The 14741-nt window shown below is 57.5% G+C and carries 8 protein-coding genes; 4 read left to right on the forward strand and 4 right to left on the reverse strand.

Going from position 1 to position 14741, the window contains the following annotated elements; translation table 11 throughout:
- Window positions 1–24: 24 nt before the first annotated feature.
- The 3 genes from JAO73_RS13820 to JAO73_RS13830 are packed head-to-tail and all read right to left on the reverse strand — an operon-like array spanning window position 25 to window position 5647.
- Window positions 25–639 carry a hypothetical protein gene (locus JAO73_RS13820; protein ID WP_198977621.1) on the reverse strand — a complete coding sequence of 205 codons (615 nt, stop codon included), beginning with the start codon at window positions 637–639 and terminating at the stop codon, window positions 25–27.
- Window positions 640–676: 37 nt separating this feature from the next.
- Window positions 677–2389: a SusD/RagB family nutrient-binding outer membrane lipoprotein gene (locus tag JAO73_RS13825; protein WP_198977622.1), complete on the reverse strand. Its 1713-nt coding sequence runs from the start codon at window positions 2387–2389 to the stop codon at window positions 677–679.
- Window positions 2390–2422: 33 nt separating this feature from the next.
- Window positions 2423–5647, reverse strand: coding sequence for a SusC/RagA family TonB-linked outer membrane protein (locus JAO73_RS13830; RefSeq protein WP_198977624.1), 3225 nt, complete (start codon window positions 5645–5647; stop codon window positions 2423–2425).
- Window positions 5648–6614: 967 nt separating this feature from the next.
- Here JAO73_RS13830 and JAO73_RS13835 point away from each other — a divergent pair.
- Both JAO73_RS13835 and JAO73_RS13840 read left to right on the forward strand, forming a co-directional pair.
- Window positions 6615–9911 carry a SusC/RagA family TonB-linked outer membrane protein gene (locus JAO73_RS13835; RefSeq protein WP_233169203.1) on the forward strand — a complete coding sequence of 1099 codons (3297 nt, stop codon included), beginning with the start codon at window positions 6615–6617 and terminating at the stop codon, window positions 9909–9911.
- 29 nt (window positions 9912–9940) lie between these two features.
- Entirely contained in the window at window positions 9941–11374 is a 1434-nt protein-coding gene (locus JAO73_RS13840) for a SusD/RagB family nutrient-binding outer membrane lipoprotein (protein WP_198977625.1), read from the forward strand.
- Window positions 11375–11469: 95 nt separating this feature from the next.
- Here JAO73_RS13840 and prfB read toward each other — a convergent pair.
- A protein-coding gene (prfB, locus tag JAO73_RS13845; protein WP_190927626.1) for a peptide chain release factor 2 occupies window positions 11470–12547 on the reverse strand; the annotation gives its coding sequence in 2 pieces (ribosomal slippage) (window positions 11470–12486 and window positions 12488–12547; 1077 coding nt in all).
- A 399-nt stretch (window positions 12548–12946) separates the two neighbouring features.
- Here prfB and JAO73_RS13850 point away from each other — a divergent pair.
- Both JAO73_RS13850 and JAO73_RS13855 read left to right on the forward strand, forming a co-directional pair.
- Entirely contained in the window at window positions 12947–13162 is a 216-nt protein-coding gene (locus JAO73_RS13850) for a hypothetical protein (RefSeq protein ID WP_198977626.1), read from the forward strand.
- Between the two features lie 22 nt (window positions 13163–13184).
- Window positions 13185–14741 carry a sensor histidine kinase gene (locus JAO73_RS13855; RefSeq protein ID WP_233169204.1) on the forward strand — a complete coding sequence of 519 codons (1557 nt, stop codon included), beginning with the start codon at window positions 13185–13187 and terminating at the stop codon, window positions 14739–14741.

A 14741-nucleotide genomic window follows, 5' to 3' on the forward strand; every position in this document is an offset into this window, starting at 1 on the left:
ACACACACGGAGTAGCCAGTTTCTTTAGATGCGGAACTCCGCCACGGCCGCGTAAGGAGCGTTGATGAACGTGCCTATGGGTGCACCCACCGTGCCCGCAGTAGTGGAAAGCGGGGTGAGCGTGATTCGCCGGCCATCTTTCATGATATACTCGAAGGTGAAGACCACGGCCTCGCCGTTCAACATGTTGTTACGGGCACCCGGCGACGTTGCCAAAACGGGGGTGGGAGCGGGGTTGGCCGTAGTAGGCGAGTTTGGATACAGGTCCTTAATAGCATCTTGGCTATTGATGGTGACCGTGGCCGGGAAAGAGGTGAGGTCGGTCACTTTGACCCGGGGACCTAGGATGTTGTTGCGGCGAAAGCTTTTGTACACTTCCACTGTTTGCAACTCTGAGTAGCCTTGAGAAGGATTCACCACAAACTCGAATACCGGGCGTGGGGTACCAGTCGTAGTCTGAGTGGTGATTGAATTGCGAGCCGATGGGTAGTCGAAATACGACTTCTGCGGGTTGATTTCTGGAATAATCAGCGGAATGCTTTCGGTGGCAGGCTCGGGTATTCGGCTGGCCTCGCGGCAGGCCGGAAAGGTGGCCACCGCCATAACCAGCAGCAGCACCTGAGTGAAGTATTTTTTCATATAACTAAGCAGATGAAATCGATGAGGGTGCCGGGGCCTAGCGCTCCCAGAAGATGGTGGAATTAACGTCCTTCTGCGTTTTGGGCGAATTCGGATTCAAAATCAGGTCCGAGGTCGGGTAGTACAGGCGGTGCGGGAACACGCCGTTGGCCTGCGTGCCGCCGTCGTCGGGTAACAGGCCGCGGCTGGCGTCGGCCACTTGCTGCGATACCCGGATGCGGGGGTGCTTGGTGCGGCGGAAGTCCGTGTACACATCGACGCCGTAACCGAAGCTGGCCACATACTTCTCGTACATGATGACTTCCAGCTTCTCCTCCAAAGTCGTGGGACGGTAAGGCGGGTTGGGGACGGCCGTCGTCGGGTCGTCGTGGGTTCTATCGAAGCGGTCGAGCGGACCAGAATTGGTAATCGGCTGGTTGTTCGGAGCCACTCGGTTAATATAGCCCGCGATTTGAGCGGCAGTGAGTTGAGGGCTGCCGTCGTTAGAGGCAATGGTATTCACTTTGCGGAACGAGGCATTGAGGGCTTCAACTAGCGTGGCGCGTGCGGCGGCCACGTCATTAAACACCGTCAGTTGCAACTCCGCTTCCGTGAATTTGCGGGCGTAATAGGTGAGCATGCGCTGGGGCGCTTCGGCTTTGCCCTGGGCTGCCGTCGTGCCGGTTTTGCCGCCTTTGCCATCGTCGTACTTTCCACCAATGGGGTAGAGGCCCTGCACCGTCTGGAACGAAGCCGTGCTGGCCGAACTGGTGTACTGACCGGTAGAGCCAGGTCGTACCGTCACGAAGGGCCCGTTGATGTAGTCCTGCTGCGTTACGGGCGGGCCGGTTAATGCTACTTGATTGAAGAAGTAATAGGGCATGCGGGGGTCATTCTTGGCCAGCATGTCTTCGTAGAAGTAGCGCCCGATGCGGTTCTCAGGGTTGGTGCTGAAGTCCGTGACGTACCCGGGGTTGCGGTTGTCTGGGTTGGTAGTGTTGCGATACGCCAGTTCGAAGTCGTCGCCCTCGCCCATCAAGTCGGCGCTCAACAGCGGCGTTACTTGGCTGATGACCGTCGCATTGGAGTTGGTTTTACGAATCTGGTTGTAAAGCTTCAGCTTCAGCGTGCGCCCAAAACGGGCCCATTTGGTGGCCGAGCCGTTGTAAATCAGGTCAGACTTGGTCAGCCCCGGGTTGCTTGCCGATTTGTTGAGGTTGGCAAGGCCTTCGTCAATCAACGCAAACAAGCTCTGTACCGAGCCGTCGGCCGAACCGTTGTAGATTTCTACGTCCTTATCGAACCGGGGCGCGATGTTGTCCACGCCTTTCAAAGCTTGCGAATACGGCACGTCGCCCCACAGGTCCACCATCTGGCTGAACACGTACGCCTTTTGCAGCTGGGCAATGCCCACGTAGCCCCACTGCTGCTCTTTTGTGCCTTGCGTGATGATGAGTTCGTTGTTCACCAGCATGCTGCTGTACAAGTCCGACCAAGGAAAACCGAACGAGCCGCCGGTTTGCTGAAAGTTGCCGATGCCGCGCGTGTTGTATAACTGCTGCATCAGAGCCATGGTGTACTGGCTCAGGCCCCCCACGTTATCGCCAAGGTCACTGGCCATGCTCACTTGCGCCACGGGCAGCAAGGTGTTGAGCGTGGTCGTGGTGGGCGAAAGCGGGTTTTTGTTAACGTCGTAAAAGTCTTTGCAGCCCGAAGCCGCGGCCAGCACACCGGCCAGCGCCAGGGTGGCGCCAATTTTCTGAATTTTCATATAGCGAAGTAGCCTACCGGCTGAATTCAAACATTAAAAAGTAACCCGCAGGTTCACGCCGTAGCGCTTGGTGGTGGGGGCGTTCGTTAGCTCCACGCCCTGGAAGTTGCTGGACCCATAGGAACTGGTTTCGGGGTCGAAGTTGGTGTGTTTCGGCAGGTTGGGCGAATACCAGTACAGGTTGCGGCCCGACACCGAGATGTTGACCACGCCCAGCGGCGTCTTGCTCAGCAAAGACTTGGGCAGGTCGTAGCCCAGCGACACCTCGCGCAGGCGCACCGTGGTGGCGTCGTAAATAGACTGCTCGTTGTAGCCGTTGGTGGCTGCGCCGCCACCTACCCCCGCAGCGGAGAAGTACAGGTCGTTAACGGAAATGGCGGTGGTGTTGCGCAGCGGGGTGCCATTGGCATCGCGCGCCGCGCCACCAGTGGCACGGTCGTAGCGAATGCCATTGATAATGACAAGGCGGTTGCGGTCCTCAGTGTCTTTGGTCACGCCGCGCCCCAGTTCTTCCTGAATGGTAGTGGCGTATAGCTGGCCACCTTTCCGGTAGTCAATTAACGTATTAAGGGTAAAGCCCTTGTACGTGAATTGGTTGATAAAACCCATCAGGAATTCTGGGTTCGGGTTAGCAATTACCTTGTTGCCGCCCGGAATCAGACGGCCGTTGATGGGGTCCACGTAAAGTTCACCGTTGCCGTCGCGCTTGGCCGACGAGCCGTACAGCACGCCATAAGGCTGGCCCGGAATGAGCAGACCCAACAGGTTGAAGGCCGAGCCTAGCACCAGCGTGTCGCCGTTGGCCGTGGTGCTCTCTACAATGTTGCGGTTGCGGGTGAAGTTGAAGGTGCTGCTCCAGCGGAATCCGGCCACGTCGACAGGAATAGCCGTGAACGCCACTTCGTAACCCTTGTTAGACACTTCGCCGAAGTTCGTGTAGAAAGCGCCGTAGCCCGTAGCCGAAGGCAGGTCGCGGGCCGCAATCTGGTTGGTCGAACGCTTGTCGTAATAGGTGCCGTTAAACGAAATCCGACCTTTTAGGAAGGACAACTCCGTGCCCACCTCCAACTCGGTCGAAAATTCCGGGGTGAGAGCGGGGTTGTTGATGACGTTTCCAATGGCTAGGCCGGCCACTCCCTTGAAAGGGAATACGCCGCCCGGGTTGATGCTGTAGGTGGTAGCACCCGAACGGTAGGCGGGGGCGTCGCGGCCCACGCGCCCATAAGCCACACGCACTTTGGCTAGGTCCAGCCAGCGGTAGTCAAGCTTGAAAGCTTCATTCAGCACCAGCGAACCCGCGGCGCTTGAGTAAAAGAACGAACGGCCGGTTTCGTTGATGTTGCCGTTCTTGTTCAGCGTCGAGGAGAAGTCATTACGGCCCGTGAGGGTCACAAACGCAAAGTTTTTATAGCCGACAGTGGCGTTGCCAAGCAGACCCATCAGGCGGCGCTTGGAGTAGGCGTAACCATAGGTGCTCTTCTCGCGGGTGTTCTCGATGTTATCGATGCCGAAAATGATAATGTCCTTGCCCAGGTAGGATTTGCCGTCGAACGTACGGGCGTTGAGGTTTTGCCCTACGCTGGCGGTCAGGCTGATGTCCTCTGTAATGTTCTTGTTAAAGTTGAGCAGGGCGGTTTGCTCAAATTCGGTGTTCTGGATGTAGTCTTCGATAACTTGGCTTACGCCATTGTTGGCTAGGGAACCGGGCCGAATCACGCTGGTGCGGGTATCGGTGTAGGTATTGACACCGCCCGTGTACGTGACTGACAACCAGTCTTTAATAGCGTACGAAAGCCCCAAGCTGCCTACTACGCGGTCGACGCGCGAACGGTAGATGCTGTTCTCAACCGACCAGCGCGGGTTATCGGCCTGCGTGGTAAGCCAGGCAAACACCGGCCCGTTGGTCACCGGGTCTTTATAAGGAAGGCCCTGCAGGTCGAGGCTACGGGTCAGAAACAGCGTCCGGGCAAATGCCGAGGCGCTGCCGCCCAGCAAATTGTTGGCACCCAAAATCGGGCCTTGCTGCTCCGTATTGGTGTAAGCCACGTTGCCTGTAACCGTGAGCTTATTGAATTTGCCCGAGCCGCCAGCGCTAATGTTGTTGCGCACAAACGATGAATTGGGGATGGTCCCTTTCTGGTCGGCGCGCGACACGATGGTTGTGAAACTGGAGTTGTCGTTGGTGCTGTTGAGCGAAATGGAGTTCTCGTACAGGTGGCCCGTGTTGAAGAAATCCTTCACGTTGTTCGGATAGGCTTGGTACGGAATCGTGGCGTCGGCCGGAATGTCGGGGAAGTTTGGGTTGCCCGCCTGGGGGTGGGGGATGGTTTCGGGGGCGCCCTGTGCTTTGTTGCCAAACTCCGGGCCCCACGAACCGTTGGCGCTGGAGTTAACGAAGTTGGCGCCGGCGCCATACTTGTTTTGATAATCCGGCAGCGCGGCTACTTTCTCAATAGAATACCCCGTGGTGTAGCCCACTTGAATGCCCTTGGGTCCGCGCTGGCCGCCGCCGCCGGTCTTGGTAGTGATAACGATAACGCCGCCCGCTGCACGCGAGCCATAAAGTGCGGCCGCGGCCGCGCCCTTCAGCACGTTAATGGAGGCGATGTTATTGGGGTCAACGTCTGCAGTCCGGCTTGAATAGGAGGCGCCATGCGTGAGGGGGTTATCCGATTCCGTCTGGGAGTTATCATAGGGCACGCCGTCCACCACAAACAGGGGCTGGTTTTCGCCAAAAAATGACGTATTACCCCGGATGGTGATGCGCGAGGAAGAGCCCGGCACCCCGTTAGAACTGACGATGTTCACGCCAGGTACCTTGCCCGATATGGTGCGCAGCAGGTCCGGCTCGGACTTCTGCACTACCTGTTCCGACTTGATTTCTGATACCGCGTAACCAAGGGCGCGCTTTTCGCGCGAAATGCCCAGGGCCGTCACCGTCACTTCGTCCAATTGCTTGTTGTCAACGGCCAAAGCCACGTCCACCGTGCCGGAGCCGCCGACCGGTTGCTCAGCTGTGAGGTAGCCCAGATACTTGAATTGGAGCACGGCACCGGCCGTAGCCACGTTAAGGGTGAAGCGCCCGTCGGCATCCGTGGCCGTGCCGGACGTGGTGCCCTTCACGATTACGCTAACCCCTGGCAGGCCTTCGTTGGTGCTTTTGTCGGTTACACGGCCCGAAACCGGCCGTGTTTGGGCCCAGCTCCGCCCGGCAAGGGTCAGCAGCAAAAGCAGGCTCAATAGTAAGGTTCTCTTCATTGAGTTGAAAAATGGGTGATTTAAGAAAAGGGGAAAAAGAAAGAGGGTGGAGGCATTTTAAAAGTTGAAAGTACTGCCTCGGCGGAAAATTCTCACTATTACAGTGTATTTTAGGTATGATTAACAGGAGCAAATCTTTCGCTGGGCCACAAGCATTCTGGCCCAGCAGCCATCGATAGATGCTGCTATATCCTAAAATGCACATCCTTATCAACCATCATTTTAGTTAAATCTCAAGGATTTCCAACCAGCTTGTGGCGGAGTAGCTTTTGTTCCTAATTGCTTCAGGCCAGGATATTCACTCCTAGCAGCCGTCCGCTCTTGGGGTAGTTGCGCCTTCCTGATGCAGCAGTTTCATGCGGCCGGACGGCGGGAGATGAAAAGAGAATTAAAATGGGATAATTAAGCTAACTTATTGAGCTGCGTAGAGGGAGCAGCAGGCAAAAAGCCTCAAAATCTACTTGCTAGGTTGAAATAGCTGTAACTCTAAATACAAGTGAGTATCGGTGCTTTTTGAAAAAAACGAAGAGCCTTGATGAAAAAAAAACATTCTACTAACCCTCCGGTCATCAAAACTTGTGATATCTTGCCAAAAATTCATTCTACCAAACAAGTGTTAGCTTTGGGCGCGGCGGTCGTTCCCTTTCCCTTTCCATTCCATAATATGAGCAGTCGGGCCTTCAGAAGGGCTTGAGCAACTTCAGGTCCGGCCAGAGGCAACCCAGAGGCTTATCGGTCTTCCGTCTGACAGGAAATCTTGCCTTGTGCGTTGCTCGCCAGAGGTATCCGGCTCTATAGCAGGCTCCCCTTTTTTATTTGCCGTACTGCTTTTCGAGAATGGCCAAAGGCCAACAAAGGCCATTTCTGCCAGCGCAAGCTAATTTTCTTGTATAATTGCTGCCCCACACTTTTGCTTTTTTACCTTTTCACTCACCAACCAACCAGCCAAATGAAAAAACTCTTATGTATGGTCATGCTTATAATGACCGGCCTGTTGCAGCAGGTCTATGCTCAGGACCGCTCCCTATCAGGGCGAGTAACTGACCGTGCCAACGGCCAGGGCCTCCCCGGGGCTACCGTCCTGGTTAAGGGTACAACCGTCGGCGCTTCCACGAATGCTGACGGTGGCTTCACGCTAAGCGTACCGAGCTCGGCCACCACGCTGGTGGTTAGCTCCATCGGCTATGCTACCGTTGAGCAGCCCATTGGTTCCAGCAACACTTACGACATCGGCCTGGCCGCTGACGTGAAGCAGCTGGGCGAAGTAGTGGTAACGGCTCTCGGCGTAGAGCGTACCCGCAACTCGCTGCCGTTCTCGGCCACGCAGATTGAGGGCAATAACATTACGGTAGCTCGTAACCCCAACGCGGTGAACGGTCTGGCTGGTAAAGTGGCCGGTCTGAACATCACGCAGAGCAACGGCCTTGGCAGTTCTTCGAACGTGGTTATCCGCGGCACGAAGTCGCTGTTCGGCAACAACCAAGCACTCTTCGTGGTGGATGGGGTGCCGATTAGCAACGCCAACACCAATACGACCGCTCAGGCTACCGGTGGCGGTGGCTACGACTACGGCAACGCTGCCGCCGACATCAACCCCGATGACATCGCGTCGACCACGGTGCTGAAAGGCGCTGCTGCTACCGCCCTGTATGGCGCGCGTGCTGCCAACGGTGTGATTCTGATTACCACCAAGAAGGGCCGCCGTGGCCTGGGCGTGACGGTAAACGCCGGCGCTACGCTGGGCCGTATTGATAAAAGCACTTTCATCAAATACCAGGACCGTTACGGCGCCGGTTACGGCCGTTACTACGAAGACGCCACGGGCTATTTCCTGCTCCGTGACATTCAGGGCAACGGCACCGAAGAACTGGTGGCTCCCTTGTCGGAAGATGCTTCCTACGGTGGTAAGTTCGACCCGAACCTGCTCGTTTATCAGTGGGACTCTTTCGACCCTACCTCCCCCAACTACCGCAAAGCCACGCCGTGGGTAAACGCTAAAAACGGCGCCGAAACCTTCTTTGAAACCGCCAGCACGCTGAACAACAGCGTGACCATTGACGGTGGCAACGACGCCGGCTATTTCAAATTGGGCTACAACCGGGTGGATGACCGCGGCGTGCTGCCGAACAGCAAAATCGCCAAGAACATCATCAACTTCGCGGGCTCGCTGAACCTGACCCCCAAGCTGACGACCAGCGCCTCCATCAACTACACCAACATCAAGGGCCAGGGCCGCTACGGCACGGGCTATGGCGATGGCAACATCATCACCAACATGCGCCAGTGGTGGCAGACCAACGTGGACATCAAGGACCAGAAGGATGCGTATGAGCGCAACATCGGCCGCGGCTACCACGCTACCTGGAACTACGCCGACCCGGACAACCTGAAACCCATCTACTGGAACAACCCCTACTGGGTGCGCAACCAGAACTACGAAACGGATGGCCGTGACCGTTACTTCGGCAACGTGGCCGCTACCTACAAGTTTGCCGATTGGTTCAACGTGTTGGGCCGCGTGACGCTGGACACCTATAGCGAAATTCAGGAAGAGCGCATTGCCGTGGGCAGCGTGGGTGTTTCGGAATACAGCCGTTACAACCGCACCTCGCGCGAAGCCAACTTCGACCTGATTGGTAACTTCTCGGCTAACATTGCCAGCAACCTGAGCTTTAAAGGCTTGATTGGTGCCAACCTGCGTCGTAATGCCGTGAGCAGCATCCGTGCGTTCACGAACAACGGCCTGTCGGTGCCCGGCCTGTACTCGCTTTCCAACTCGGTTGACCCCCTGACTCCTCCGCTTGAGAGCGAAACGAAAGTTGGGGTTGATGGCATCTTCGGTAGCGCTACGTTCGGCTTCCGCGACCTGGTGTTCCTCGACCTGACCTTGCGTCGGGATAAATCGACGACCCTGCCCAAAGCAAACAACGTATTCTACTATCCTTCGGCGGCCCTCAGCTTTGCTTTCTCTGAACTGACCAAAGAGTCGGCCCCGTGGCTGTCGTACGGCAAAGCCCTGTTGAACTATGCCGAAGTAGGCAACGATGCCCCGTCGCAGGTGGTGTACGACTACTACTCCAAGCCCACCGCTTTTGGCTCGACGGCCCTCTTCAGCCTGCCCAGCATCAAGAACAGCGACAAGCTGAAGCCCGAGCGTACCAAGAGCATTGAAGCCGGTGTGGAACTCGCTTTCCTCAACAGCCGTCTCGGCGTGAACGCTACGGTGTACCAACAAAACACCATCGACCAGATTATTCCTCTGAACCTGTCGACCGCCACTGGCTACAGCCAGCGTTACGTCAACTCGGGTGAAATTCGCAACCGCGGTGTTGAAATTGGTGGTTACATCACCCCAGTGAAAAACGACAACGTGACTTGGACCGTGAACCTGAACTGGTACAAGAACGAAAACCGGGTGCTGTCGCTGGCCGAAGGCCTCGACAACATCGTGCTGGCTTCGTACCAGGGCGGCCTGACTTCCAACGCCACGGTAGGCCAGGCGTTCGGCTCGTTGCGCGGCTCCGACTATCGCTACGACAACAACGGCAATCGCATCCTGAACGTGACCAAGAGCGCTACCACGGGCTTGCCCACGGCGGCTTACTACGCCCAGACGGGTGCTAACAACGTAATCGGCGACCCAAACCCCGACTGGAAAGGCGGTGTCTCGAACACGGTGAGCTACAAAGGTCTGTCGCTGTATTTCCTGGTTGACATCCGCAAAGGCGGTGATGTGTTCTCGCTCGACCGTTACTACGGCCTGGCCACCGGCATGCAGCCCGAGACGGCCGCCGACAACGAATTGGGCAACCCCAGCCGTACCCCCATCACCCGCAATGCCGACGGTACCTACGCCTCGACCAGCGGTGGTGTAATTCTGCCCGGTGTATACGCTGCCGGAACTACCATTGGTGGTGTCGACGTTTCGGGCCAACAGAACACGGTTCGCAGCCCGAACACGGAATACGGTCTGTATGGCTACCTGCGCAACCCCAACTCGACTTTCGTGTACGACGCCAGCTTTGTGAAACTGCGTGAAGTTTCGCTGACCTACTCGCTCCCGAATACGCTCCTGTCGAAAATGGGTGGCGTAAAAGGCATTGACATTTCGTTGATTGGTCGCAACCTGTGGATTATCCACAAGAACCTGCCCGATGCTGACCCGGAAGATGCTTTGAGCTCCGGCAACCTGGGCCAGGGCTATTCGTCGGGTTCTTTCCCGGCTGTGCGTAGCCTCGGTGCTAACCTGCGCTTCCGGTTCTAATATCAACGGCTTTTAATCAACTACCCGAAATGAAAAAGACACTTCTATTTCTCTCAACGGCGTTGTTTCTGGCAACGTCCTGCGTGGATAGCCTTGACGATTACAACGTCGACCCCAAAAGCGCTACCAAAGTTCTCAGCGTGACGCTGGTGTCGAATGCGGAGCGCAGCCTGGCCCGCACCGTGACCAGTTCGAGCGTCAACCTGAACCCATTCCGACTGTTTGTGCAGTACTGGGCCCAGACGACCTATTTCGACGAGAGCATCTACAACATCACCACTCGTCCGATTCCGGCTTCGTTCTGGACGGCGCTGTACCGTGACGTATTGGCCGACCTGCGCGAATCGAAAAAGATTATCGCCGCCGACCAACTCATTTCCACCGGTGTTCGCAACAACCAGAACGCCATCGTGGAGGTGCTCGAGGTATATACTTGGTCGACGCTGGTGGATACGTTCGGCAACGTGCCCTACTCTAAGGCCTTGGACATCAACAACCCTCAGCCGTCTTACGACGATGCGGCTACGGTCTATAACGACCTGATTGCTCGTCTCGATGCCGCCATTGGCCAGATGAACACAACCGCTGGTAGCGGTGCGTTTGAAGGAGGCGACCTGTTGTACGGCGGCGATATGGCCAGCTGGAAGAAGTTTGCCAATTCGTTGAAACTGCGTTTGGCCCTGACCATCTCCGACGTCGACAATACTAAAGCCAGCCAAATGGCTCAGCAAGCAGCTTCTAACGTGCTGACCAGCAACGAGGAAAATGCTCAGTTGAATTTCCTGTCGACGGCTCCCAACACCAACCCGGTGTGGGAAGACCTGATTCAGAGCGGCCGCTTTGACTTCGTGGGTGCCGGCACGTTCATCACGCGCCTGAATACCCTGAACGACCCGCGTCGCAACGACTACTTTAAGCTGGCCGCCAACGGCACGTACCGCGGTGGCGTGTATGGCACCAACAACAACTACGCTACCTACTCGGCTCCCGGTGACAAACTGGAAGACCCGACCATGCCCGGCGTATTGCTGTCGTACAGCCAGGTAGAGTTCCTGCTGGCCGAGGCGGTTGAGCGCGGCTACGCCGTAGGCGGCACCGCCGCTGGCCACTACAACGCAGGCGTAACCGCTTCCATCTTGGAGTGGGGGGGGACGCAAGCCGAAGCCACCACCTATTTGGCCCAGCCCACGGTGGCGTATGCTACCGCCACCGGTACCTACAAGCAGAAGATTGGCGTGCAGAAGTGGATTGCCCTCTACGGCCAGCCGGTAGACTCGTGGAGAGAGTACCGTCGCCTCGATTCGCCCACGCTGACGGCTCCCACCGGTGCTCTGAGCGCATTGCCCCTCCGCCTCACTTATCCCGTGGTGGAACAGAACCTGAACGGTGCCAACTACAAGGCTGCTTCGTCGGCCATTGGCGGCGACCTGGTGACGACTAAGATTTTCTGGGACAAGTTCTAGTGCCTGCCCCAAGTCTTAACAACCAATGAAAAAGGGCTACCCAAATTGGGTAGCCCTTTTTTTGTTCCATGAGTGAGGAATAATACAGAATTAAGCTAGCTCTGCATTAGAAAGCCCTTAATGAATTCATCCAAGTCGCCGTCCAGCACGTTTTGCACGTCGGTGCGTTCGATGCCGGTACGGAGGTCCTTGATGAGCTTATAGGGGTGCAGCACGTAGTTGCGAATCTGGGAGCCAAAATCGATGCGCTTTTTGGTTGATTCTACTTTGTCGCGTTCGGCGTTGCGCTTGTCCATCTCAATCTGGTAGAGGCGCGACTTGAGCATGCGCAGGGCGTGCTCTTTGTTCATGAGCTGGCTGCGCTCAATCTGGACGGCGATGATGATGCCGGAAGGAGCGTGAGTGAGGCGTACGGCGGTTTCTACCTTGTTTACGTTTTGCCCGCCGGCGCCGCCGGCCCGGAACGTGTCCCAGGAGATGTCGGCCGGGTTGATTTCGATGTTGATGGTGTCATCAATCACGGGATAGGCAAACACCGAGGCGAACGAGGTGTGGCGCCGGCCGCTGCTGTCGAAAGGCGACATGCGCACGAGGCGGTGCACGCCGATTTCGCTTTTGAGGTAGCCGTAAGCAAAGTCACCGTCGATTTCGAGCGACGCCGACTTAATGCCCGCGCCTTCGCCCGGCTGGTAGCTGATTTGCTTCACCCCGAAGCCGTGGCTTTCGGCCCACATGATGTACATGCGCATGAGCATTTCGGCCCAGTCCTGGCTTTCGGTGCCGCCGGCGCCGGGGTTGATGTCGATGATGGCCGAAAGCTGGTCTTCCTCGTCGGAAAGCATGCGCTTGAATTCCAGCGCTTCTACTTTTTTAAGCGTGGCCTCGTAGTCGGCCTCCATCTCCGCCTCGGTCACTTCGCCTTCTTTGTAGAAATCGTACAGCACATCGGTGTCGGCCAGGGCTTGTTGCACGGCTTCAAAGTCGTCGGTCCAGGTCTTGATGGGCTTTATTTCGCGCAGTGTGGCTTCGGCGGCTTTGGAGTCGTCCCAGAAGCCGGGGGCGGTGGTTTTAGCCTCGTAAGCGGCTAATTGTTCTTTGCGGGCATCGTAGTCAAAGATACCTCCTCAGGGCCTCGGCGCGGCCCTTCAAGTCCTTTATCTGGTCTTGGGTCATGGTGGGGGATGGGTGAGAGGGGCGGCCGTGATGCCGCGGGGGCCGCTGGCCGCGCCCGGTATGGTGTGAAGCGCAAAAGTACCGAATTCTGCACCGGGACGACGACTGCCTTGCCATGATGCGCGAAGCGGCGGCTATAAGTTTGCGGCAAAAGCGGTGTTTCCTCAGCGACGTACGTATAGCGTGTCGGCAACCGTGGCCAAAATGCCGCGTAAGTGCCGCATCCAGTAGGTTTTATTTATGACTCCAGAAGAGCTTAAGCGGGATTTTGAATCGGCTCACATCAAGCATGTACATTTTAAAAGCAAGCTGCGGTCGTTTCTTTTTGGCCGTGGCACCGCCGAAGGCCCGTTGCGCGACCCGGAGTTGTGCAGCCTCGGACTTTGGATTGCCGACCGCATGCGCAATAGGGGGCCCTACAGCCACCTGCCCGAAGCCCGACAGTTCGACCGCCAGCACGTGCTCATCCACCACGAAGCCAACCGCCTGATGGACATGCACCAGGCCGGGCAGGTAGAGCAGGCCGTGGCCGGATTTGGCTCCGTGCAGCTGATTGCCGACGAAATGGTGGTGCTGCTCCAAACCATGGAGGAGAAGCTGCGTAGGGAGGCCTAAAACGAGCCCGCGGGCCACTTGCATGAAAATAACGCTTACCACCAAGCTGTTTGCTGGGTTTGTGCTGCTACTGGCGCTGTTTGCGGTGGTGGTGGTCATCTACTACCAACTGGCTGGGCAAGTGTTGCACAATTCGCGCCGGGTAGAGGCATCGCAGCGGGTAACGAACCGCGCCGCCAACCTGCTGCGCAACGTCATCGACATGGAAACCGGGTTTCGGGGCTACCTGCTCATCGGCAACGAGCAAACCCTGGCGCCTTATTACGATGGCGAGCGGCAACTGGTGGGCCGGTTTGCCGAGCTGCGCGATTTGGTGTCGGGCTCGCCCGAGCAAGTGGCGCTCGTAGACCAATCGCAACGTCTGTTTCAGCAATGGGCGAGCTACAGCCACTTGTTGGTGGCTGAGAAGCGGGAAACCCGGCGGCGCAATCCCCGCCAGAGCGGCCTAGAGGGCATGCCGCACCGCCGCCTCACCGAAGGGCTCACCGGCAAGCAAATAATGGACAACATCCGGCAGCGGCTGGCCGCCTTCGAAGCCAGCGAGGCGCGCACCCGCTCCCGCCTGCGGCACGAGTTGGACCGGAGCATCGTGCGCGCTGAATGGCTATCGGCGGGCTTGGCCATTGCGGCGCTGGTGCTGGGGCTGCTGTGGGCCAGCTACATCGTGCGCATCTTCGGCAAGCGGCTGCGCAGCATGGTGAACCTGGCCCGCAAAATGGCTGACGGCGACTACAGCAGCCAGATAGTGGACAACGAGCAGGACGAAGTGAGCGAGCTTACCTCGGCCCTGAACGTGATGGCCCGCACGGTGGGCGCCAACATCGCCCAGCTCGAAAACCGCAACCAGGAACTCGACCAGTTTGCCTATGTGGTGTCGCACGACCTGAAGGCGCCCTTGCGGGGCATCGAGAGTGCCTCGCGTTGGATAGAAGAAGACATGGGCCCCGAACAGTTGCCGCCCCACATCCGCGAGTTTTTGGGGCTAATGCGCCAACGGGTGCACCGCATGGAAAAGCTCATCACCGGCATTCTGGACCTGGCGCGCATCGGGCGCGTGGCTCAGGCCAACGAAACGGTGTTTGTGCGCACGCTGCTGCGCGAGGTGGTCGACACGCTCAACCCGCCGCCGGGCTTTACGGTGGAGCTGCCGTTTTTTCTGCCCACGCTCACTACCAACGCCGTGCAGTTGCAGCAGGTGTTCACCAACCTCATCAGCAACGCCCTGAAGTACCACGACCACCCCGAAACGGGTACCGTGCACATCAGCTGCGACGACGCGGGGGACTTTTATCTTTTCTCCGTGGCCGACGACGGTCCCGGCATCGCGCCGGAATACCACGACCGTATTTTCGTTATTTTCCAAACCCTTACCGAGCGCGACACGCTGGAAAGCACCGGCGTGGGGCTGGCCATTGTGAAAAAAATTGTGGAGCGCCAGGGGGGGCGCATTGGCGTGAAATCGGCGGAGGGACAGGGCGCTAAGTTCATCTTCACCTGGCCCAAGCAGCCGCCCAAAGCCAAAAATGTGAGCGCCACTGTAGCCGCCGGAGGCGTTTCGCCCGTATCAGTCGCTACCTGA

This window comes from Hymenobacter miniatus (assembly GCF_016427455.1).
Classification (GTDB): Bacteria; Bacteroidota; Bacteroidia; order Cytophagales; family Hymenobacteraceae; genus Hymenobacter; species Hymenobacter armeniacus.